The 21932-nt window shown below is 67.1% G+C and carries 21 protein-coding genes; 9 read left to right on the forward strand and 12 right to left on the reverse strand.

Annotated elements, in window-relative coordinates; all coding sequences use genetic code 11:
* Positions 1-7 precede the first annotated feature (7 nt).
* Entirely contained in the window at positions 8-622 is a 615-nt protein-coding gene (gene pdxH, locus ACWGRX_RS12910) for a pyridoxamine 5'-phosphate oxidase (protein ID WP_291636013.1), read from the reverse strand.
* 140 nt (positions 623-762) lie between these two features.
* On the opposite strand from pdxH, the gene ACWGRX_RS12915 reads away from it, so the two are divergent.
* The 3 genes from ACWGRX_RS12915 to fabI all read left to right on the forward strand — a co-directional run bounded on the left by ACWGRX_RS12915 (position 763) and on the right by fabI (position 3263).
* Complete coding sequence (locus tag ACWGRX_RS12915) at positions 763-1212, forward strand: RT0821/Lpp0805 family surface protein (RefSeq protein ID WP_291636015.1); 450 nt, start codon at positions 763-765, stop codon at positions 1210-1212.
* A gap of 92 nt (positions 1213-1304) precedes the next feature.
* The gene (locus ACWGRX_RS12920) at positions 1305-2222 is read left to right on the forward strand and encodes a DnaJ C-terminal domain-containing protein (RefSeq protein ID WP_452117846.1); all 918 of its coding nucleotides are present in this window, start codon (positions 1305-1307) and stop codon (positions 2220-2222) included.
* Positions 2223-2423: 201 nt separating this feature from the next.
* Positions 2424-3263 (forward strand): enoyl-ACP reductase FabI, encoded by an 840-nt coding sequence (fabI, locus tag ACWGRX_RS12925; RefSeq protein WP_291636019.1) that lies wholly within the window; start codon positions 2424-2426, stop codon positions 3261-3263.
* Between the two features lie 99 nt (positions 3264-3362).
* On the opposite strand, the gene folK is transcribed toward fabI, so the two are convergent.
* From folK to folP, 3 genes are read right to left on the reverse strand one after another with little or no spacing between them, the layout of a single operon-like run.
* Positions 3363-3878: a 2-amino-4-hydroxy-6-hydroxymethyldihydropteridine diphosphokinase gene (gene folK, locus ACWGRX_RS12930; protein WP_452117847.1), complete on the reverse strand. Its 516-nt coding sequence runs from the start codon at positions 3876-3878 to the stop codon at positions 3363-3365.
* Positions 3868-4242 (reverse strand): dihydroneopterin aldolase, encoded by a 375-nt coding sequence (gene folB, locus ACWGRX_RS12935; RefSeq protein ID WP_452117848.1) that lies wholly within the window; start codon positions 4240-4242, stop codon positions 3868-3870. Before folB ends, folK begins: the two co-directional genes overlap by 11 nt.
* Positions 4239-5072 (reverse strand): dihydropteroate synthase, encoded by an 834-nt coding sequence (gene folP, locus ACWGRX_RS12940; RefSeq protein ID WP_452117849.1) that lies wholly within the window; start codon positions 5070-5072, stop codon positions 4239-4241. Before folP ends, folB begins: the two co-directional genes overlap by 4 nt.
* A 148-nt stretch (positions 5073-5220) precedes the next feature.
* Here folP and ACWGRX_RS12945 point away from each other — a divergent pair, with 148 nt between their 5' ends.
* Together ACWGRX_RS12945 and ACWGRX_RS12950 are read left to right on the forward strand one after the other, a co-directional pair.
* Positions 5221-5808, forward strand: coding sequence for a histidine phosphatase family protein (locus ACWGRX_RS12945; protein WP_452117850.1), 588 nt, complete (start codon positions 5221-5223; stop codon positions 5806-5808).
* Between the two features lie 275 nt (positions 5809-6083).
* Positions 6084-10094 carry a Pls/PosA family non-ribosomal peptide synthetase gene (locus tag ACWGRX_RS12950; RefSeq protein ID WP_452117851.1) on the forward strand — a complete coding sequence of 1337 codons (4011 nt, stop codon included), beginning with the start codon at positions 6084-6086 and terminating at the stop codon, positions 10092-10094.
* Between the two features lie 139 nt (positions 10095-10233).
* Here the strand turns inward: ACWGRX_RS12950 and ACWGRX_RS12955 are convergent, their stop codons facing one another.
* The 8 genes from ACWGRX_RS12955 to ACWGRX_RS12990 all read right to left on the reverse strand — a co-directional run bounded on the left by ACWGRX_RS12955 (position 10234) and on the right by ACWGRX_RS12990 (position 17681).
* The gene (locus tag ACWGRX_RS12955; RefSeq protein ID WP_291634213.1) at positions 10234-10629 is read right to left on the reverse strand and encodes a RidA family protein; all 396 of its coding nucleotides are present in this window, start codon (positions 10627-10629) and stop codon (positions 10234-10236) included.
* 37 nt (positions 10630-10666) lie between these two features.
* Entirely contained in the window at positions 10667-11662 is a 996-nt protein-coding gene (locus ACWGRX_RS12960; protein WP_452117852.1) for a LysR family transcriptional regulator, read from the reverse strand.
* A 135-nt stretch (positions 11663-11797) separates the two neighbouring features.
* A complete protein-coding gene (locus ACWGRX_RS12965; RefSeq protein WP_452117853.1) occupies positions 11798-12631 on the reverse strand; it encodes an inositol monophosphatase family protein in 834 nt (277 codons plus the stop codon).
* A gap of 42 nt (positions 12632-12673) precedes the next feature.
* Complete coding sequence (locus ACWGRX_RS12970) at positions 12674-13516, reverse strand: endonuclease/exonuclease/phosphatase family protein (protein WP_452117854.1); 843 nt, start codon at positions 13514-13516, stop codon at positions 12674-12676.
* Between the two features lie 16 nt (positions 13517-13532).
* A complete protein-coding gene (locus ACWGRX_RS12975) occupies positions 13533-14408 on the reverse strand; it encodes a carbohydrate ABC transporter permease (protein ID WP_291634221.1) in 876 nt (291 codons plus the stop codon).
* Positions 14405-15283, reverse strand: a complete 879-nt coding sequence (locus ACWGRX_RS12980) for a carbohydrate ABC transporter permease (RefSeq protein ID WP_452117855.1) — start codon at positions 15281-15283, stop codon at positions 14405-14407. The genes ACWGRX_RS12975 and ACWGRX_RS12980 overlap by 4 nt, the downstream gene beginning before the upstream one ends.
* Positions 15284-15302: 19 nt before the next feature.
* Positions 15303-16595 (reverse strand): ABC transporter substrate-binding protein, encoded by a 1293-nt coding sequence (locus ACWGRX_RS12985; RefSeq protein ID WP_452117856.1) that lies wholly within the window; start codon positions 16593-16595, stop codon positions 15303-15305.
* Positions 16596-16643: 48 nt separating this feature from the next.
* Complete coding sequence (locus ACWGRX_RS12990; protein ID WP_452117857.1) at positions 16644-17681, reverse strand: ABC transporter ATP-binding protein; 1038 nt, start codon at positions 17679-17681, stop codon at positions 16644-16646.
* A 331-nt stretch (positions 17682-18012) separates the two neighbouring features.
* Here ACWGRX_RS12990 and ACWGRX_RS12995 point away from each other — a divergent pair, with 331 nt between their 5' ends.
* The 4 genes from ACWGRX_RS12995 (at position 18013) to ACWGRX_RS13010 (ending at position 21929) form a co-directional block, all read left to right on the forward strand.
* A complete protein-coding gene (locus ACWGRX_RS12995; protein WP_452117858.1) occupies positions 18013-19077 on the forward strand; it encodes an ABC transporter ATP-binding protein in 1065 nt (354 codons plus the stop codon).
* Positions 19078-19091: 14 nt separating this feature from the next.
* Positions 19092-20222: an ABC transporter substrate-binding protein gene (locus tag ACWGRX_RS13000; RefSeq protein WP_452117859.1), complete on the forward strand. Its 1131-nt coding sequence runs from the start codon at positions 19092-19094 to the stop codon at positions 20220-20222.
* A 64-nt stretch (positions 20223-20286) separates the two neighbouring features.
* On the forward strand, positions 20287-21117 hold the full coding sequence (locus ACWGRX_RS13005; RefSeq protein WP_390893273.1) for an ABC transporter permease: 831 nt from the start codon (positions 20287-20289) through the stop codon (positions 21115-21117).
* On the forward strand, positions 21117-21929 hold the full coding sequence (locus ACWGRX_RS13010; RefSeq protein WP_452117952.1) for an ABC transporter permease: 813 nt from the start codon (positions 21117-21119) through the stop codon (positions 21927-21929). Before ACWGRX_RS13005 ends, ACWGRX_RS13010 begins: the two co-directional genes overlap by 1 nt.
* The last annotated feature ends 3 nt before the right edge of the window (positions 21930-21932 follow it).

Raw genomic sequence — 21932 nt, forward strand, 5'->3', positions numbered from 1 at the left:
ACTTCCCTCAGGGATAGAGCCGGGTCTTCGTCCAGGCCTCGCCTGGCGAGGCGCGGCGGAAGACGATGCGATCATGCAGGCGGAAGGCGCCGTCGCGCCAGAATTCCATATAGATCGGCGCGATCCGGAAGCCGGTCCAGTGCGGCGGACGCGGAATCTCGCCGACCCCGAACTTCAGCGCATGGGCGGCGACCGCCTTTTCAAGAGCAAACCTGCTCTCCAGAGGCCGCGACTGCTGCGAGGCCCAGGCGCCGATCCGGCTGTCGCGCGGGCGCGATTGGAAATAGGCATCGGCCTCGGCATCGCCGACCACCGAGACCGGACCACGGATCCGGATCTGGCGGCGCAGGCTCTTCCAGTGGAACAGCACCGCGGCCTTGCTCTGGCCGAGCAGTTCCTCGCCCTTCTGGCTCTGCGTGTTGGTGTAGAAGACGAACCCGTCCGGGCCGCGCCCGTTCAGCAGGACCATGCGGCAATTTGGCAGACCGTCGGCGTCGACGGTCGCCAGCGCCATGGCGTTGGGGTCGTTCGGCTCGGAGGTTTTGGCCTCCTCGAACCAGCTCTCGAACAGGGCGAAGGGCTCGCTGGCCTCGGTGAAGTCACCGCTCGTTAACGCATTCACGTGCTTAATCCTCGGAGGTTTCAGGAAGCGTCGGGCGAGCGCGATCCGTAATGCGGTTTGAGTTGCGAGACATATATAGACCCGTGCGGCGTGCGGGCCAGAGCCCCTGTGAGCGCAGCCCGGTTGCGCGCCGGGCATCCTTGGCCGGCGCGCTGCTGCTGGCACTGGCCTCGGCCGGCTGCTCGATGTCCTTTCCGATCCTCGGGCTGTCGAGTAAGGCCGAGGACGAGGTCGCCATGACCACCTCTTCGGTGCTGCCGGCGCGTGGCGGGCCGGAGCGCGGCCCGCTGGTCGCGCTGGCGCCCGATCTCGGCCCGGAGGATTGGCGGCGGGCCGAAGGGGCGATGGCGCTGGCGCTCGACCCGCAGGGCAATGGTGCGCCGGTCTCCTGGGACAATGCCCAGAGCGGCATGAAGGGCACCTTCACGCCGGTCGGTGGCCCCTTCCTCAAGGAAGACGAGATCTGCCGCGCCTTCCTTGCCTCGATGGCGCTGCAGAGCGGTCCGGTCAGGTTGCAGGGCACGGCCTGCCGACCTTCCGGTGGGGAATGGGCGGTCAAGGACGCCAAGACCTGGAAAGGCGCGGCCTGAGCGCAGTCCCCCTGTTGCCAACGCGCCACAGTCACCCCATCTAGGAAGCGCTTCCGGCGTGCTGGGAGACTCAATTCATCAGGGGTGCATGTATGCGTGATCCGTATCAGGTTCTGGGCGTGGCGAAATCGGCGAGCGATGCCGAGATCAAGAAGGCGTATCGCCGCCGCGCCAAGGACCTGCATCCCGACCGTAACCAGAACGATCCCAAGGCGCAGGATCGTTTCGCCGAGCTGAACGGCGCCTATGAGATTCTCGGCGACGAGGCTAAGCGCAAGCAGTTCGACCGCGGCGAGATCGATGCCGAGGGCAAACCGAAATTCTCCGGCTTCGAAGGCATGGGCGCCGGCCGCGGCGGCGGGCGCCAGGGAGGCTTCGAGTACCATTTCGGTCAGGGCGGCTCGCCCTTCGGCCAGGGTGGGGATGCCGGCTTCGACCCGGCGGACATCTTCGGCTCGCTGTTCGGCGATGCCGCGCGTCGCGGCGGCCGGGGCCGCGCGAGCCCGCCGCCGAAGCCGCCGGAGCAGAGCTTCACCCTCGAGGTCGCGCTGGCCGATGCGGTGAAGGGAGCGACGCGCCGGGTCAAGCTGCCGGGCGGCCGGGAGGTCGAGGTGACGATCCCCGAAGGCGTCGCCGACGGCAAGGTGATGCGCCTGCGCGGGCTAGGCCAGCCGCATCCGCTCACCGGTGAGAGCGGCGACGTCCTGATGACGATCAAGGTCAGGCCCGATCCGCGCTTCACCATCGAGGGGCATGATCTGCGCAGCCGCGTCGCCGTGCCGCTTTCCACGGCGGTGCTCGGCGGACCGGTCCATGTGCCGACCCTGTCCGGAACGGTCGAGATGAAGGTGCCGCCGATGACCGGCACGACACGGCAGTTCCGCCTGCGCGGCAAGGGCCTGCCGACCGGGAAGAAGGGCGAGTTCGGCGACCTCTTCGTCGCGCTCGACATCGAGATGCCGGCGGAGGATGCCGAGCTGACGGCGCTGATGAAGGCACGGGCGGGCTGACCGGATTGCGCCGGGCGAAACCCTCACGCCAGCAGTCACGATAGGACGAGGGGACCGGGCGGCATGGCCGGCCGGTATCCTGCTCCGGCTGAATCCGTCTCTTATCCAAAGCGTTGGCACCGACCCGCAGCGAAAAGCGGTTCCCAGTTCTCACCGCCTGCTCTAAGAGACCCTCCGGTTCGTCCAGTTTGAAGGTCCGAGATGGCTGATTCCAGCAGCGTCGCCCCCACCGCCAACCTGCTCAAGGGCAAGCGCGGCCTCGTCATGGGCGTCGCCAACAACCGTTCGATCGCCTGGGGCATTGCCAAGGCGGCCGCCGATGCCGGCGCCGAGCTCGCCTTCACCTATCAGGGAGATGCGCTGAAGAAGCGCGTCGAGCCGCTGGCGAAGGAGCTTGGCGGCCATGTCGTCGGCCATTGCGACGTCACCGACGGCGCGACGATCGACGCGGTCTTCGCCGAGGTCGAGAAGCTCTGGGGCAAGCTCGACTTCGTCGTGCACTGCATCGCCTTCTCCGACAAGGACGAGCTGACCGGCCGCTATGTCGAGACCAGCGAGGCGAATTTCACCAAGTCTCTGCTGATCTCCTGCTATTCCTTTACGGCGATCACGCAGCGTGCCGAGAAGCTGATGAGCGATGGCGGCTCGCTGCTGACGCTGACCTATTACGGCGCCGAGAAGTGGATGCCGCATTACAACGTCATGGGCGTCGCCAAGGCGGCGCTGGAATCGAGCGTGCAATATCTCGCCGCTGATCTCGGCCCTTCCAAGATCCGCGTCAACGCGATCTCGGCCGGACCGATCAAGACGCTGGCCGCCTCCGGCATCGGCGATTTCCGCTACATCCTGAAGTGGAACGAGTACAACTCGCCGCTGCGCCGCACCGTGACGATCGAGGAGGTCGGCGAGACCGCGGTCTTCCTCGTCTCCGACATGTCGCGCGGCATCACCGGCGAGATCATGCATGTCGACGCCGGCTATCATGTCGTCGGCATGAAGGTGCCGACCGCGCCGGACATCTCGCTCGACAAGGGCGAGTGAGCCGGGCCAGTTCGGCCTCTCTGCCGTTTTCCAGGAAACATTGCGTCATCCCGAGGCTGCGCATGCGCTGGCTCGGATGACGGTCGCGGTCACGCGGATCTAGCGGGCAAGCGCGGCCTGCAATCGCAGTGTTCCGGCGTCGTCCTGGCCGATATCGTCGTCGCCGAGCGCGGCCAGCAAGTCCGGGACGCTGCGTCCGGCAATCCGCATTTCCGGCGCGATCTCGGCGAGCGGCGCCAGCACGAAGGCGCGTTCGGCGATGCGCGGATGCGGGACCTGCAGGCCGGGCCGGTCGATCGTCTGGCCGCCATAGGTCAGGATGTCGATGTCGAGCGTGCGCGGCCCCCAGCGCTCGCCACGTTCGCGACCGCTCTTGCGCTCGATGGCGAGGCAGAGGTCGAGCAGATCCTCGGCCGGTAGCGAGGTTTCCAGCAGCACGGCCATATTGCGGAATTCCGGCTGGTCGAGCTTGCCCCAGGGGGCGGTGCGCCAGACAGAGGAGGTCGCCTTGACCGAGACGGCAGGGTGAGCGCGCAGTCGTGCCAGCGCCGCGGCGAAGGCTGCGACGGGATCACCGATATTGCCGCCCAGGCCGAGCGTCGCTTCAAGCTTCACGCTGGAAGTCCAGCTTGATGCCGACCGATTCCATCCGGCCGGGGATGGGCGGCGAGGGCTTGCGCAGGGTGACCGAGACGCGGGTCACCGGCGGATATTGAGCCAGGATCGCGTCGGCGAGCGCGCGCGCCGCGGCCTCCAGAAGCTTGAAGCGCCGGGCCGAGAAGGTGCGGGTGACGAGCGCGACCACCTCGCCATAGTCGACGGTGTCGGACAGGTCGTCGCTGACCGATGAGGTGCGCAGGTCGCAGTCGAGGACGAGGTCCATCGAGAAGCGCTGGCCGAGGCGGCCCTCCTCGGCGAAATGGCCATGATAGGCGTAGAGGTCGAGCGCCTCGATGAAGATCTGACCGGTCGCGCTCATGCCGTCCTCCTGATCGCGGCCCAGATCTTGAGCGCGTCGACATGTTCGTCGATGTCATGGGCCCGGATGATCGCGGCGCCACGCATCACCCCGTAGAGATGGGCGGCGAGCGTGGCCGCGAGCCGCTCGGCCGGGATTGTCTTGCCGGTGACGAGGCCGAGCGTCGACTTCCGCGAGGCGCCGAGCAGGACCGCGCAGCCGAGCGCCTCCGGCAGCCGATCGAGCTTCTCGATCAAGGCGAGGTTCTGTTCCGGCGTCTTGCCGAAGCCGATGCCGGGATCGACGACGATCTGCTCGCGCGGAACTCCGGCCGCGACGGCGATGCCGATGGATTTTTCCAGGAAGCGCAGCACTTCGGCGAGGATGTCGAGACCGGCATCGACGCTGTCGCGATTGTGCATCAGTACCATCGGCGCGCCGAAGCGGGCGGCGACCCCGGCAATGGCCGGATAGCGCTGGCAGCCCCAGACATCGTTGACGAGCGCGGCGCCGGCCTTCAGCGCCGCCTCGGCGACCTCGGCCTTGTAGGTGTCGATCGAGATCGGCACCGGGCTCGCGGCGGCGATCCCGGTGATCACCGGCAGGACGCGGGCCAGCTCGGCCTGCGCATCGAGGCGCTCATGGCCGGGCCTGGTCGATTCGCCGCCGATGTCGACGATGTCGGCGCCCTGCTGCGCCAGCTTCACGCCATGCGCAACGGCGATGGCGGGGTCGGCGAAGAGGCCGCCATCGGAGAAGGAATCGGGCGTGACGTTGACCACGCCCATCAGCAGGGGGGCGGTTCCGAAGGCGAGCCTGCGGCCGTCCGGCAAGGTTAGAGAGGTGTTCATGCGGCGACCTGGAGGGCGAGAGCCGCCTATACACAGGCTGCGCGGTCCCGGCCACCGGAAAGCTCGCATGCATGTGAGGCAGCCCTGCGGCGCTTTCGCCGCTTTGACGCTGCGAGCGCGAGCGTGCATGAGGCAGGGCATGATACGCATGTCGCTTCCTGGTCGCCTTTTCCTCGTCCGCCATGGCGAAACCGATTGGAACCGTGAGGGCCGTCTGCAAGGCTCGCAGGACATCCCGCTGAACGCGCTCGGCCGGATGCAGGCGGCCGAGGTCGCCGATCGGCTGCGGGCGCTGAAACCGGAATTCGCGACAAGCGCCTATGTCGCCTCGCCGATGCATCGTGCTCGCGAGACGATGACCATCCTGCGCAACGAGCTTTCCCTGCCACCCGAGGATTACCGCATCGACGATCAGCTCAAGGAGCTGACCTTCGGGGATTGGGAAGGCTTCACCTGGCGCGAGATCCGCAAGAGCGAGCGCGAGCTCGCCCAGGCGCGCGAGCGTGACAAATGGGGTTTCGTGCCGCCCGGCGGCGAGAGCTACGGCATGCTGGCGGAGCGCATCCGCCCGTCTCTGGAGGCGATGGCGCCGGACACCGTGATGGTCAGCCATGGCGGCGTGGCGCGCGCCGTGCTGGCGCTGATCGGCGCGGTCGACCCGGCGGAAGCCGCGAAGGTCGAGATCTGGCAGGGCAAGATCCTGGTCGTCGAAGGCGACAAGGCGAGCTGGAAGTAACCGAAAGCTGCGCTCCGAGACGAGCCCTTAACCGCGTTTCGGCTTGTCCCTCCGGCGTTCATAGGGCATTCATCGCGAACTGAGCAGTTACGCTCGACGGGGAGCCGCGCGGCTGCGGCGTTCAAGGTCTAAGGTTCGAGCGGGCGCGGGCGCGAAGGGGATGCGTCCGCATCGGCGTGGATGAAGGTGCGGCTTTAGCCGCCGGAGGCCGGGATGCGCAGCGGGTTTTCCGGGCCCGAACGCAACGGCGTCGGTGGTCGCCGCTGCGGGGCAGAATGAACGAAATCAGCGCAATTTCCGCCGATGATGAGCTCGCCCAGGGTGCAAGGCCGCTGGCCATGCTGGCCGGCGAGAAGCTGCCTGAACTGATCCGCGACGAGGTCCTCGCCGAGATATTTGCCGCGACGGTCGCGAGTCGCCCTGACCATCCGGCGATGATCTCCGGTGCGCGCCGTCTCACCTATGCCCAGGTCTGGGAGCAGGCGCAGGCGCAGGCGCGCGGTTTGGCTCTCGCCGGCATCGGCCCGGGCGACATGGTCGGGCTCTGGATGTCGCGCGGCATCGATCTTCTGGTGGCGCAGATCGCGATCACCCTGTCGGGCGCCGCCTGGCTGCCCTTCGATGCCGAGGCGCCGGTCGAGCGCATCGCGACCTGCCTCGACGATGCCAGCGCCAAGGGGCTGGTGACACAGGCCGACTGGAAGGCGAGGGCGGCTGCCACCAACCGCACTGCCTGGTCGCCGCAGGAGCTCGCGGCTGCGAGCGACGGCACCTTGCCGCCGGCCCGGCCGGCCGGGCTGACGCCCGAGCATCCGGCCTATCTGATCTACACCTCGGGCTCGACGGGCGTCCCCAAGGCGATCGTCATCAGCCATCGCAATATCTGCCACTTCCTGCGCTCGGGGAACGTGCTCTACGGCATGGGGCCGGACGACATCGTCTTCCAGGGCGCCTCGGTCGCCTTCGACCTGTCGATGGAGGAGATCTGGACGCCTTATCTCGCAGGCGCGACGCTTTTCGTGGCCTCGCCGGAGATGATGGGCGATGCCGAGAAGCTGCCGGCGATCCTGACCGAAGCCGGCGTCACGATGATCGACACGGTGCCGACGCTGCTCGGCATCCTGCCCGCCGATATTCCGTCGCTGAGGCTGATCATTCTCGGCGGCGAGGCGCTGCCGCCGGCGGTCGTCCAGAAATGGTCGAGGCCCGGCCGGCGCATTCTCAACAGCTACGGCCCGACCGAGGCGACGGTGGTCGCGACGGCAGCGCTGGTCGAGCCCGGCCAGCCGGTGACGATCGGCCGGCCGATCCCGAACTACACCGCCTATATCGTCGACGAGGAGATGAAGCTGACCGGTATCGGCCAGCAGGGCGAGCTTCTGATCGGCGGCCCGGGCGTCGCCAAGGGCTATCATCTGCGGCCCGAGCTGACCGCCGAGAAATTCATCGCCAATCCGTTCGGCGGTACCGAGGATCCGATCCTCTACCGTTCGGGCGACGCCGTCAGCCTCGACGAGAACGGCAACATCGTCTTCCACGGCCGCATCGACGACCAGGTCAAGATCCGCGGCTTCCGCGTCGAGCTCGGCGAGATCGAGACGGCGCTGTCGGACGAAGCCGGCATCAGCCAGGCCGCGGTGGTGCTGCGCACCGATGACGGCATCGAGCGGCTGGTCGCCTTCCTGGTCGGCGAGCCCGGTGTGCAGCTCGAGGGCGCGGTGCTGCGCGCCTCGCTGCGCGAGAAGCTGCCGCCCTACATGATCCCGGCGCATTTCGAGCCGATCGGCTCGCTGCCGCGCATGGTCTCGGGCAAGGTCGACCGGAAGATGCTCAAGGCCGCGCCCTTGACGGCGCCGGCGGCGAGCGGCGAGCAGGAGCCGCCGCGCAACGCGACGGAAGCGACGCTGCTCGACGCCGCCAAGCGTGTGCTCGGTGCTCAGGCCCTGCCGCTCGAGGCGGACTTCTTCGTCGATCTCGGCGGCCATTCGCTGCTGGCGGCGCGCTTCATCTCGATCGTGCGCGAGACGCCGGCCTATGCCGGCATCACCCTGCAGGACGTCTACGGCGCACGCACCTTGCGGGCGATGGCGGCGCTGCTCGACAGCCGTGGCGCGCAGGTCGTCGAGGATCTCTCCTTTACCCCGCCTTCGCTGCTGCGCCGCTTCCTCTGCGGCCTGGCACAGGCGGCGGCGCTGCCGATCATCATCAGCCTGTCGACGGCGCAATGGCTCGGCATCTTCGTCAGCTACATGCTGCTCTCGGGCGAGGAGCTCTCGCTCGGCGGCCAGGTCCTCGCGCTGCTCGGCATCTATGTCGCGATCACCATCATCACCGGTTTCATCTCGATCGGGCTGAAATGGCTGGTGCTCGGCCGGACCAAGCCGGGCGTCTACCCGCTCTGGGGCGTCTACTACTTCCGCTGGTGGTTCGCCTCGCGCGTCGCCGGGCTCGTCCATATCAAATGGCTGCAGGGCACGCCGGTGATGCGCTTCTACTGGCGCCTGCTCGGCGCCAAGGTCGGGCGCGACGTCATCATCTCCGACTATGAAGCCGGCGCGGTCGATCTGATCGAGATCGGCGACCATACGACGCTCGGCTCGAAGACGACCTTCGCCAATGCCGAGGCGGTCGGCGCCAATCTGATCATCGGGCGGATCAAGATCGGCAAGGATGTCTATGCCGGTTCCTCGGTGGTGTTCGGCCATGACTGCGTCGTCGGCGATCATGCCGAGATCGGCGATCTGACGCCGATCGCGCCGGGGATGCAGATCGGCGAGGCCGAGATCTGGGACGGCTCGCCGGCGCGCAAGACCGGAATGGTCGATGTTGCGGCGCTGCCCGAGCAGGCGCAGGCGAGCGGCAAGCGCCGCGCCGCGCTGACGCTGTTCTACATCGTCATGCTGATCGTGCTGCCGCCGATCAGCCTCTTGCCGATCTTCCCGGCCTTCTGGCTGTTCGACAAGATCGACAACTGGGTCGCGACCTGGTCCGATGTCAGCTATCTCTGGTATCTGCCGTTCCTGACCTGGCCGACCGCGATCGGCCTGATCTCGATCACCGTGTTCCTGATCATCGCGCTGCGCTGGCTGATCCTGCCGCGTGTCAATTCCGGCTCCTATTCGATCCATTCCGGCTTCTACGCCCGCAAATGGACGGTGGCGCTGGCGACCGAGGTGACGCTGGAGACGCTCTCCTCGCTGTTCGCGACGATCTACATGCGCTTCTGGTACCGGATGATGGGCGCCGGCATCGGCCAGGGCTCGGAGATCTCGACCAATCTCTCCGGCCGCTACGACATCACCGGCATCGGCGCCGGAAACTTCATCGCCGACGAGGTGATCTTCGGCGACGAGGACATGCGCCGCGGCTATATGCGGCTCGACCTGACCCGCACCGGCGACCAGGTCTTCGTCGGCAACGACGCGGTGGTGCCGCCCGGCGCCGTGATCCCCGACAAGGTGCTGATCGGCATCAAGTCGAAGCCGCCGGCCAACGAGCTGATGTCGCCCGGCGACACCTGGTTCGGCTCGCCGCCGATCAAGCTGCCGACCCGGCAGAAGGTCGATCTGGGTGCCGACTGGACCTACAAGCCCTCGCTCGGCAAGAAGCTGGCGCGCGCCGGCTTCGAGGCGCTGCACACCTCCTTCCCGGCGATGCTGTTCATCACCTTCGGCACCATCGCCGTCGATCTCGTGCTGCAGCAGAAGATCTTCGACCGCGACTGGGTCGGGCTCGGGCTCGCCTTCATGGGCTGTGCGGTCGTCATCGCCATCCTGCAGGCGCTGATCTGCGCCCTGATGAAATGGCTGCTGATGGGCGTCTACAAGCCGGTGATGAAGCCGATGTGGTCGTTCTGGGCGATGCGGACCGAGGCCGTCTCGGTGCTCTATTGGGGCCTCGGCGGCAAGGTTCTGTTCGACTATCTGCGCGGCACGCCGTTCCTGCCCTGGTTCCTGCGCCTGTTCGGCGCGCAATACGGCCAGGGCGTCTGGCTCGACTCGACCGACATCACCGAATTCGACTGCATCAAGGTCGGTGATTTCTGCACGGTCAACGCCCATTCGGCGCTGCAGACCCATCTCTACGAGGACCGGGTGATGAAGGTCGGCCGGGTGCATCTCGGTAAGGGCGTCTGCGTAGGCGCGGGGGCGACCGTGCTCTACGACACCCATGTCGGCGACTACGCCCAGATCGGCCTGCTCACGGTGATCATGAAGGGCGAGAATCTGCCGGCGAACACGCGCTGGGAAGGCGCTCCCGCCGTGCCGGCCAAAGCGGCGCATTAGCGACGGCTGAGTCGGGCCGCCTCGTCGGTCCGGACGCGACGCGAATCCGGAGATGCTCGCAAGGCGGCGCTGGAACTCATGAAAAAGGGCTCGCCGGGCATGGCCTGGCGAGCCCTTTGCGTTGCGGTTGCAGAGCGTCTCAGCCGATCGTGGCGACGCACTCGATCTCGATGTCGAAGGGCAGGGGCCAGGGCTTGATGGCGAGGCTCGTCCGCGCCGGGAAACCGTCGGCGAAGCGGGTCCGGTAGACGGCGTTGACGCCGGCCATCAAGGCGGGATCGGTGACGTAGACCGTCGCCTTGACGACGGCGTCGAGCGAGGAGCCGCCATGGCGCAGCGCGACGTCGAGCGCGTCGAGCGCGGCGCGAGTCTGGGTCTCGATGTCGCCGGTGACGATCTCGCCGGTCACCAGGTCGACCGGCGGCATGCCGCAGGTGAAGAGCAGGTCTCCGGCGCGGGCCAGCGCCGAGGTCGGGGCGCCGAGCCGGCGGATCGCCTCCGAAATGACGGGGACTTCGATGATTTCTCGTTTCATGGCAGGCATGGCCTTCTCGATCGGGTTCCCGGCAAGGCTAGAGCGCTTTGAGCGGGGCGTCAGATAGATATTGGCTATCCGAAGCAGAGGCCGCCCCGGCGCCCGCCGGATCGGCTGCCAGAAGCTGAGCTTCGAAGACACGCTGGAACGCTGCCTCGGCAGCGCTCGGTTCCATTGCCGGGTTGGTGATGAAGTAGAGATCGGCGCCGAGATTCTCGTCCGGGGAGGAGAGATCCCAGAGCGTGCCGGCGGCGAGTGCATCCTGCACCGAGGCAACGGGCAGGATGCCGATGCCCATGCCGGCCGCGATCATGCGGGCGACCTCCTCGAGATGCGGGCTTGAGCCGATGATCCGGCTGCCGAGGCCGACGCCCTGGCGCAGCGACACCATCGGCTCGAGCGCGCCGTCCTGACCGCAGGCGAGCGCGATGAAGGGCTCGTCCTTCATGTCGGCGAGCGGGATGTCCTTCAGCCCGTAGAGCGGGTGGTCGCGCCCGCACAGGATGCCGAACTCCTCGCGCAGCAGAAACCGGCAGGTCAGCCCGGCCAACGGGTTCGGCAGAAGGCAGATGCCGAACGGGCTGAGCTTTTGCGAGACGGCGCGGACAATGTCCTCGCTGGTCGCGACGTCGATGCGGACATTGACCGACGGGTGCTGGCGATTCAGCAGGGTCAGCGAACGATCGAGCATCGGCATGACGACATGGGTGACGACCAGGACGCGGACGAGGCCGGTGAGCTCGTCATGCTCCTCCGACAGCTTGTCGCCGATCCGGGCGACGCTGCGATAGATGTCGACGCATTCCTTGTAGAGCAGCTCGCCGCGTTTGGTCAGCACGAAGCGGCGGCTGTCGCGCTGGATCAATTGGCTGCCGAGCGTCTCCTCAAGCCGCTGCAGCGCGGCGCTGACCGAGGGCTGCCGCACCAGAAGACGGTCGGCGGCCTTGGTGATGGAACGCTCCTCGACGATCACCAGGAAGGTGTGGAGCAGGTTCCAGTTCAGGTGGTGCAGCTTGGGGCGTGTCGCATTCAACGGAGCTCTCCCGCGCCTCGCGGCGAGGCTCAACGGCGGATCGGCCCCATATCGCCCCCGATGCCCGGAGGAGGCAACGGCTTTCTCGGGGGAGCGTCGCGTGGCGGTCCGGAAGCAGCGGCTTGCCGCTCCGGCTCAGGCGAAGGAAGGGGCCAGGATCGCCCGCGTGCGCAGCCAGCTCTCGCGATCGGGCGCGCAGAGCAGGCCGAGCGTCGGGTTTGCCGGTTCGTAGACGCTGCCGTCGAGCATGCGGACATGCCCGCCGGCTTCGGCATAGAGCAGCGAGCCCGGCGCATGGTCCCAGGGGCTGAGGCGGCCATAGAGCAGGAAATGGCCGTTCCCGGCGGCGGCGAGCCGGTATTCATGGCCGCAGCAGCGCAGCGAGGAGACATTGGCGAAGGCGGGCATGCGGCCCGGCAACTCGCTGCGCAGCGGCTCCGGGAAATACTGCCAGCTCATCATGCCGGTCATCTCGGAGGAAGCCGCGCCTGGCGCCACCCGCAGATCGCGACTCTTGCCGTCCGCGCGGGCGAGCCAGGCGCCTTCGCCACGCAGCGCCATGGCGCTGTCCTCGACGACGGGGTCATGGATCACCGCCGCGACGACCTCGCCCTTGACCAGCGCCGCCGCCATCACCGCGAAGAGCGGCAGGTCGGAAGCATAGTTCAGCGTGCCGTCGATCGGATCGATGACGAAGGCGAGCTCGGCATCCGCCAGGCTCTCGAGCAGGGCCGGATTGGCGGCGACGCCTTCCTCGCCGATCAGGGCGGCGCCCGGAAAGGCGCGGGCGAGCTCGGCGCTGATGAAGCGTTCGGCCGCCTCGTCGGCCTCGGTGACGAGGTCGGTCGCCGAGCGCTTCTCGCGGATCTCGCCTTCGGCGAGGTTGCGGAAGCGCGGCATCACCTCGCGACGGCCGGCCTCGGCGAGGATGGCCGCGAGCGTCTCATGGTCCTGGCGTGAAAAGAGCATCTTGGTCCGGTCTCGAATGGTGTGGTCGCTGGCTCGCGGCCTTCAGCCGAGGTCGAATTCGACGAGGATGGGCTGATGGTCGGAGACCTTGGTCTCGACGTCGCAAATGACGGTGCGGGCGCGGGCGGCGAGATCGGGCGTCGCCAGGACGTAGTCGAGGCAGCCGGGCTGGCCATAGGTCTGGTCGAAGAGATTGGCGGTCGGCGGATGCGGCGCCTCGCCCATCACGGAGGGCCAGAGATCGACGAGGGGCGGTACCTCGCCCTCGAAGGGGGCCATCAGGCGCGCCAGAACCGGGTCGTCGGGCCGCATGTTGAAATCGCCGGTGAGCACCGCGCTCGGCGAGCTCGGCGTCATCCTGTAGGTGTGCGGCCCGGCGGAACGGGGCTTCGCATGGCGGGCGAGGGCCATGCGGTGAGCCTCGCGGATGCCCTCGACCTGTGCGGCGCGCAGTTTCGAAGACGAGTATTCGAGATGCGTCGTCATCAGCCTGACCGGGCCGAGCGGGGTCGACGCCATCGCCTCGATCATGATGCGCGGCATGTTGCGCGTCTCGGCGGCTTCCCAGGGCAGGAGATGGCGCAGGATCTGCGCGACCGGATAACGCGTCAGCAGCATGTTGCCGAAGCGCCGGCGGCCGCCCTTGCCGTCATCGACGTCGACGCCGATGCCCTCGATCGCGGTGAAGTCGGGCAGCAATTCGCCGAAGCGGGCGAACTGGTTGGTCTCGTCGTTGAAGTCGAGCTCGGGGAAGTTGTCGGCGACCTCCTGCAGGCAGAGCACGTCGAAATCGGCCATCTGCCGGGCGTGGGCGACGACGCGCGCCGGGTCGACGCGGTTGTCCATGCCGCGGGCCCACTGAATGTTCCAGGTGATCAGTTTCATTGGAATAGCCGTCTCGTCACTTGATGCCAGCGCGCATGAAGCTCTGCACGAACTGACGCTGGAACAGCAGGAAGCCGACCAGGAGCGGGGCCGAGGTCATCAGGGTCGCCGCGCAGATCACGGCCCAGTCGATGCCCTGGTCGGTCGAGGAGAAAACCTGGAGGCCGACGGTGAGCGGCCGCGCCTCGACCGAGTTCGTCACCAGCAGCGGCCAGAGGAAGTTGTTCCAGTGATAGCTGACCGAGACGAGGCCATAGGCGATATAGGTCGGCCGGGCGAGCGGGACATAGACCTTCATCAGCACCTGGAGCGGGCTCGCGCCCTCGACGCGGGCGGCGTCGTCGAGCTCCTTGGGCACGGTCTTGAAGGTCTGCCGCAGCAGGAAGATGCCGAAGGCCGAGGCGATATAGGGCAGGGCGATCGCGGTGATGGTGTCGACCAGGCCGAGCTTGGCCATGGTGCGGTAGTTCTCGACGATCAGCGCGTCCGGCATGATCATCAGCTGGGCGAGGATCAGCGCGAAGGCGACGTCGCGCCCCCAGAAGTCCTGGCGCGCCAGCGCATAGGCCGCCAGCGTGCCGAGCACGAGCTGGCAGACCAGGATCAGCGTCACCAGCACGAAGGTGTTGAGGAAATAGCGGGCGAAGGGCGCCGCCGCCCAGGCGCGGGAAAAATTCTCCAGTGTCAGCGGTGCCGTCAGCTCGAAGCGCGTCGTGAACTCGCTGGGATGGAAGGCCGCCCAGACCGCATAGGCCAGCGGCAGCACCCAGATCAGCGCGAGCAGGATCGCGCCGCAGGATTCCAGCGTCAGCGAAAGGCCTTTGGGCGCGTAAGGATCGGCGCGGCTGATGCCGCCGGCGGGCAGCTTTGCGGGCTTTGCGGCGGCGCTCATCGATAATGCGTCCTGCGTTCGAGCCAGCCATACTGGATGAAGGCGATCAGGGCGAGCAGGGCCAGCAGCACGCAGGTCAGCGCCGCCGCATAGGCCGTGTCCCAGAAGCTGAAGCCGACCTGGTAGATGTAGTAGAGCAGCAGCGTCGTCGCATTGTCCGGGCCGCCACGCGTCATCACGAAGAGATGGTCGACCATGCGGAAGGCGTTGATCATCGCGTTGATCAGGACGAACAGGGTCGTCGGCATCAGCAGCGGGAACTGGATCCGCCGGAAATAGGTCCAGCGCGAGGCGCCCTCGATCGCCGCCGCCTCGCCGAGGCTGGGCGGGATCGTCTGCAGCGCCGCGAGGTAGAAGATCATGAAGAAGCCGGCTTCCTTCCAGATCGCGACGATGGTCACGGCGTAGAGCGCGGTGTCCTGCGAGCCGAGCCAATTGGTCGAGCTGCCGCCGAAGAAGGCGACGATCTGCTCGAGCAAGCCGTATTGCGGCGTGAAGAAGAACAGCCAGATGTTGGCGACCGCGATCATCGGCAGCACGGTCGGCGTGAAATAGGCCATCCGGACCCAGGTTCGCGCCAGGATGCGGTCGTTGACCCAGACCGCCATCAGCAGGGCGAGCGCGATCGAGGTCGGCACCGTGCCGAGCGCGAACCAGAGATTATTGCTCATCGCCTTCCAGAAGATCGGGTCGGCGAGCATCTGCTGGTAGTTGTCGAGGCCGATGAACCGCGCGGGCCGGCGCCCGCGCGGTGTCGAGTAGAAGGAATCGATGAAGCTCGCGACGGCGGGCCAGTGCGTGAAGAGGGCGAGGCAAGCCATGGCCGGCAGCAGCAGCAGCCAGCCATGGAGGGTCGCGGTCGCGCGGCTGTTCATCGTCCGCTTCGTCGTCCGGTCAGCGATAGGGCTTGAGGATGCGCTCGGCCTCGGCCTGCGCGTCCTCCATTGCCTTCTGCGGCGCCTTGGTGCCGGTCAGCGCCGCCTGGAGGCCGTCATTGAGGGCCTTGGTGACGCGCTGGTTCTCATGGGTCGAGAGCTCGGCGACGGCGTGCGGAAGCTGGTCGCGGGCGACCAGGGCCGGCGGGAACTCGGCGGCGTATTTCTTCATCGCGGGGGTCTCGTAGGAATCCGGCCGCACCGCGACATAGCCGGTGTCGATGCTCCACTGCGCCGCGCGCTCGGGCGTGGTGATCCAGCGCACGAACTTGAAGGCGGCTTCCTGCTCGGCCTTCGAGGCCTTCTTGGAGATGTAGAAATTGCCGCCGCCCGTCGGGCTGCCGAGCCGCTTGCCGGCCGGCAGCAGGCCGACACCGAAGGGGAACTTGGCGTTGCTCCTGACATTGGTCAGGTTGCCGGTGGTCGTCCACATCATCGCGACCTTGCGCTCGAAGAAGTCGCGCGGGGTGGTGCCCCATTCGACGATGCCGGTCGGGTGCACCTTGTGCTTCTGCGCGAGGTCGACCCAGTACTGCAGCGCCTCGACCACGGCCGGATTGGCATAGTCGGTCTTGTCGCCCGCCGCATTGGCAAGGATCGCGCCGGCCTGCGTCGAGAGGCCCTGGAACAGCCAGTAGGGGAAGCCGGAGGAGGGGATCTGGATGCCCCATTGCGTGACGTTGCCGGCGGCGTCGCGCTTGGTCAGCTTCTGTGCGAAGGCGAGCTGCTCGGCCCAGGTCTTGGGCGGGGTCTCGGGATCGAGCCCGGCTTCCTTGAACAGCTCCTTGTTCCAGTAGAGGACCACCGTGGAACGCTGGAAGGGGATGCCCCAGGTCTTGCCGCCGGTCTGGCTGTTCTCCATGAAGCCGGGGAAGAAGCTGGCGAGCCACTTCTTGTCCTCGTCGGTCTTCACGAACTCGTCGAAGGGAACGATGGCGTCCTCGTCGATCAGCGTGAACATGTCCGTCGAGAGCAGCACCGAGAGCACCGGCGGCGTGCCGCTCTTGTGCGCGGTCAGCGCCTTGACGATCGTCTCCTGATAGGTGCCCGCATAGATCGGGTTGACCTTGATCCCGGCGTTCTCGCCGGCGAAGCCGCTGGCATAGGCGTCGATCAGCTTGGTGATCGGCCCGCCGACGGCGACCGGATAGAAGAACGAGATCTCGGCGGCCTGCTGCGCACGTGCCAGCGCCGGCATCGCCACCGAACCGGCCAGCGCCATGGCGCCGGTCATGAATTCACGTCTGTCCATGTTCTGAACTCCCTGTTGTCGTGCGATCGCCCGGCTTCTGCGGCCGGATCACCCCGGAACCACCCTTCGCTCGGTCGACTGGTCGAACCAGTGCAGCAGCGATTGTGACAGCTTGATGTAGACCTTGTCGCCGGCCAAGGCCCGGACCTTTCCGGGGCGCCGGACGATGAAGGGATGGCCGTCGATGCGGGTCTCGATCAGCGTGTCGGCGCCGAGATACTCCACCGCGACCGCCTCGGCCGCGATGCCGTTCTCGGCGAGCTCGCTCACTTCGGGGCGGATGCCGACGCTCAGCCTGGCGGGATCGAGTCCGGGAGGCGGAGCGATGTCGCCGCCGCCGGCGAGGAGCGCCGTCAAGGGCACGACGTTCATCGGCGGCGTGCCGACGAAACGCGCCACGAAGATGCTGGCCGGATTCTCGTAGAGCTCGTCGGGCGGCGCGTCCTGCTCGATGCGGCCATTGCGCATCAGCACGACCTGGTCGGCCATGGTCATCGCCTCGACCTGGTCATGGGTGACATAGACCATGGTCATGCCGAGGCGCTGCTGCAATTCGCGGATCTCGCGGCGCATCTCGACGCGCAGCTGGGCATCGAGATTGGAGAGCGGCTCGTCCATCAGGCAGACCGGGGCTCGCGCCACGATGGCCCGGCCGAGCGCGACGCGCTGCTGCTGGCCGCCGGAGAGCTGCGAGGGCTTGCGGTCGAGCAAGGCTCCGAGGCCGAGGATCTCGGCGGCGCGGGCGAGGCGCTCGTCGCGCTCGGCGCGCCCCAGCTTGCGGACCTTGAGCCCGAACAGGATGTTCTCGGCCACCGAGAGATGCGGGAACAGCGCATAGTTCTGGAAGACCATGGCGATGCCGCGGCCCGAGGGCGGCGCCTGGGTGACGTCCTTGCCGCCGATGGCGATGACACCCGAGCTGGCATCCTCCAGCCCGGCGATCAGCCGCAGCGTCGTCGACTTGCCGCAGCCGGATGGGCCGAGCAGCGCGACGAGCTTGCCCTCGCCAACGGTGAAGGTCACCTGGTCGACCGCGGCGGTTCCGCCCCAGTTCTTAGAAACGGCCTTGAGCTCGACTGATACCATACGCTGACCGGCTCTTCCCGATAGACATTGCCCCTGCCCGGCCGAATCCGCAGCGTCCTGCATCTTTTTCCCCGGCTTGCGCGAGCATGCTGGTATTTTGCCGGCGCACAAGCCTTCCTCCACAGGGAGTGCCGCGTGCCGGCGTCGCCTCGGCTCGGAGACCGACTGCCTTCATAAAGCTGTTGCGTGCCGGTGCAAGTGTCCGCTACGCTTATTCCAAGCGATGAGAGAAATGGATCAGATGTTCCATTTTCTTGGAATAAGGTCGCATAGGGAGACGGTGTTGCGGGCCGAACGGCAACAGAGCTTGCGCTCGGGCGAGGCGATCAGCGTGCGCGGTCTGCACGTTGGCTACGGCAACACGCGTGTGCTCCACGGCATCGATCTCGATTTCTCGCCCGGCAGCTTCACCGCGCTGCTCGGCTCCTCCGGCTGCGGCAAGACCACGCTGCTGCGCTCGCTGAGCGGCTTCGTGCCGGTCCAGTCCGGCTCGATCGTGGTCGGAGGGCGCGATGTCGCCGGGCTGCCGCCTGAAAAGCGCGGCATGGCGATGGTCTTCCAGTCCTATGCGCTCTGGCCGCATATGACGGTGCTCCAGAATATCGGCTACGGGCTGAAGCTGCGCGGCGTGCCGAAGGCCGAGATCGCCGCCAAGGTCGCCGCGATGCTCGAATTCCTCGGCCTTTCCGGCTATGAGGGCCGCAAGGTCACGGCGCTCTCGGGCGGCCAGCGCCAGCGTGTCGCGCTCGGCCGGGCGCTCGCCATCGATCCCGGCATCCTCCTGCTCGACGAGCCGCTCTCCAATCTCGACGCCAAGATCCGCATGACGATGCGGCACGAGATCCGGGCGATCCAGCAGCGCCTCGGCGTGACGGCCGTCCATGTCACGCATGATCGCGAGGAGGCGATGACCATGGCCGATCGGCTGGTCATCATGGAGGCCGGGCGGATCGCCCAGGTCGGCACGCCGGAGGAGGTCTATGATCGCCCGGCCAGCGCCTTCGTCGCCAATTTCATGGGGGCGGAGAACATCCTGCCGCTGCGCGTCGAGCATTCTGCGGGCGGCGCCTCGCTGTTCGCCGGCGATGCCGCGGCCGAGCTGCCGCCGGCCCTGCGCGACGCCCTGCCTGCCGGCCGGGCAATGGCCTATTTCCGCGACGATGTCGCGCGCCTCGATGCGGCCGATGCGCCGTCGGCGGGGGATCTGGTGATGGCGGGCCATGTCGCGGCCCGTGCCTATCCGGGTGGGGTCTATCGCTACCGCGTCAAGACCGACGACTGCGAGGTCACGGTCGACGACGCCACCCGTCACGAACTCGGAGCGAAGGTCGGGCTGCGCATTCCCGTGCAGCGCCTTCACATCTTCCCGGCATCCGAGGCCGGGCTTGCTGCCTGACAGGGGTTGATCACATGCGCACGCTCACGATTGCCTGTTCGATCGCAGCGCTGATGGCGGCGACGCCGCTCTCGGCGCAGACACTCAATGTCGCCACGGCCGGCGACCAGAACATGGTCGACTATGTGAAGGACTATCTCGGGCCGATGTTCGAGAAGGCCCATCCCGGGGTGAAGGTCGTCTCGGTCGGGACCGGGCCGGGCGATTCCGGCTCGCAGAAGATCTATGAGAAGCTCGACGCCCAGAAGGCCTCGGCCGCCACGGATTTCGACGTTGTCGTCATCCACCAGAAGGCGGCCGGCACGATGGTCAAGGAAGGGCTCCTCGCCAAGTACACTGGCGGGGTCGACACCGCGAAGCTCGTCTCCAGCGAGGCGGCGAAGAACGCGCTCGGCGCCGACGTCTCCGGCTATGTCCTGCCGATGTTCCAGTCGCAGACCGCGCTGGCCTACAATGCCGATCTGTTGAAGACCCCGCCGAACAGCTTCGCCGAGCTGAAGGACTGGGTGAGCAAGAACCCGAAGCAGTTCGGCTATAACGGCATCAAGGGCGGCATGTCCGGCGTCGCCTTCGTCACCGGCTGGGTCTATGCCTTCGGCGGCGATGCCGACAAGCTGGTCAAGGGTCCCTATGATCCGGCGGTGAAGGCCGGCTGGGACGGCGCGCTCGCCGATCTCAAGACCTTCAACAAGAACGCGGTCATCACCCCCGGCAATGCCGGCACCCTCGACATGCTGAACCGCGGCGAGATCGCCATGGGGCCGGTCTGGGTCGACATGTTCTATTCCTGGCAGGCCGACGGCAAGCTGCCGCCGAACATGAAGCTGAAGCTCGCCGCGCCGGGCATGCCGGGCCAGCCGATGTATTACGCCGTGCCGGAGAAGACCGCGCACCGCAAGCTGGCGGAGGCGTTCATCGCGCTCGCCACCAGCCCGCAGGTCCAGGCCGACGGCATCGTCAAGCGCTTCAACTGGTATCCGGGCATCGACGCCAAGAACCTCGAGGGCAAGCTCGACCAGGCCGCCTGGAACAAGCTCTTCACCGACATCACCCCGGCCGATCTCAGCGCCAAGGCGAAGCCGTTCCCGATCGCGCCCTATTTCAACGACATTCTCGAAAGCTACGAGAAGAAGGTCGCGAACTGAGCCTCACCCCCAATCGCGGCCCGGCTCCCGCCGGGCCGCATCTTTCCCGATGGCGCCCAACATGCTGTCTCAACGCCAACTGGCGCTGATCCTGATCGCTCCCGGCCTGTTCCTCGTCGCGGCGCTGTTCCTCTACCCGCTTGGCTTCTCGCTGGTCTCGGCCTTCACCCGGCCGGACGGCTCGCTGACGCTGGAATGGTTCGCCAAGGCCTTCGAGCTCTATTCGGGCGACATCCTGTTCACGATCATCATCGTGGTGACCTCCTGCGTGCTGACCGGGCTCGCCGCCATCGCGATCGCCGGCACGCTGACGCTCGGCGAGAACCGCTGGGTCGTCGGCACGCTGCGGGCGCTCTATCGCTGGCCGCTGTTCATTCCGTTCATCGTCGCGGCGCAGTGCATGCGCACCTTCCTCGCCAAGAACGGGCTGATGAACAACACCTTCGTCTCGCTCGGGCTGATGGAGCCTCTGAGCGCGACGAGCTTTCTCGACTGGCGCGGCATTATCGCGACCTTCGTCTGGAAGCAGACGCCCTTCGTCGCGCTGCTGCTCGCCGGGGCGCTCGCCTCGATCGACCGGGCGACGCTGGAGGCCGGCCGCAATCTTGGCGCCTCGCGCCCGCGCGTGCTCTTCGAGCTCGCTCTGCCGCAGGTGATGCCGACGCTGCTGGTCGCGCTGGTTTTGTCCTTCGTGACGATGCTCTCGGTGCTCTCGGTGCCGATGATGGTCGCGGGCTCGCAGCCGACCATGCTGACCGTCGACATGGCCTTCCGGATCAACGCCTATGGCGATTACGCGACCGCCAACGCCCTCGGCGTGATCACCTATCTGATCAGCGCCGGTGCCGCGATCCTCTATCTGAAGCGCGGGCTGGCCAAGGAGGGCGCGCCATGATGCGGCTCGTTTCCGCCGCCAGGGCGACCTTCGCCGCGGCCATCCTCGCCGCCTTCGCCTTCGTCCTGATCGGCCCGCTCGCCAATCTGGCGCTGTGGTCCGTGGCCGAGCGCTGGTACACGCCCTACAAGCTGCCGGTGACCTATGGCACCCGCTACTGGGAGCAGGTCTTCCGGCCGACCGGCGACGCCATGGCCTCGCTCGGCACCAGCGTCTGGATCGCGGTGCTGACGGTTATCGTCGCGCTCGCCTTGTCGATCCCGGCCGGCTACGCGCTGGCGCGGCTGAAGCTGCCGATGCGGGCGGCCTTCATGGTGCTCTTCCTGCTGCCGCAGGCCTTTCCGTCGGTCGCGATCTACATCAACGTCGCCCGCGTCTTCTACCAGCTCGGCATCAACGGCACGGTGCTGGGCGTGGTGCTGGTCCATGCCGCGCATGGGCTGGTCTATTCGGTCTGGATCGCGGCCGCGGCCTTTGCCGCAGTCGACAAGGATCTCGAACTCGCCGCCCGCAATATCGGTGCCTCGCCGCTGCGCACCTTCTTCACGGTGACATTGCCCTTGGCGATGCCTGGCATCATCGCCAGCGGCATCTTCGTCTTCCTGGAATCGCTCGACGAGTTCACCGGTACCTTCTTCGTCGGCGTGCCGCAGGTCACGACCCTGCCGCTCCTGCTCTACAATGCGGCGATGGGCGGCAATTACCAGGTCGCCTCGATCACGGCGCTGATCCTGCTGGTGCCTTCGGTGTTGTTCATGCTGTTCATCGAGCGCTTCCTACGGGCGGACGTTCTGGCGAAGGTCGGCGCCTGAGAT

This window comes from Allobosea sp. NPDC055594, assembly GCF_053618995.1.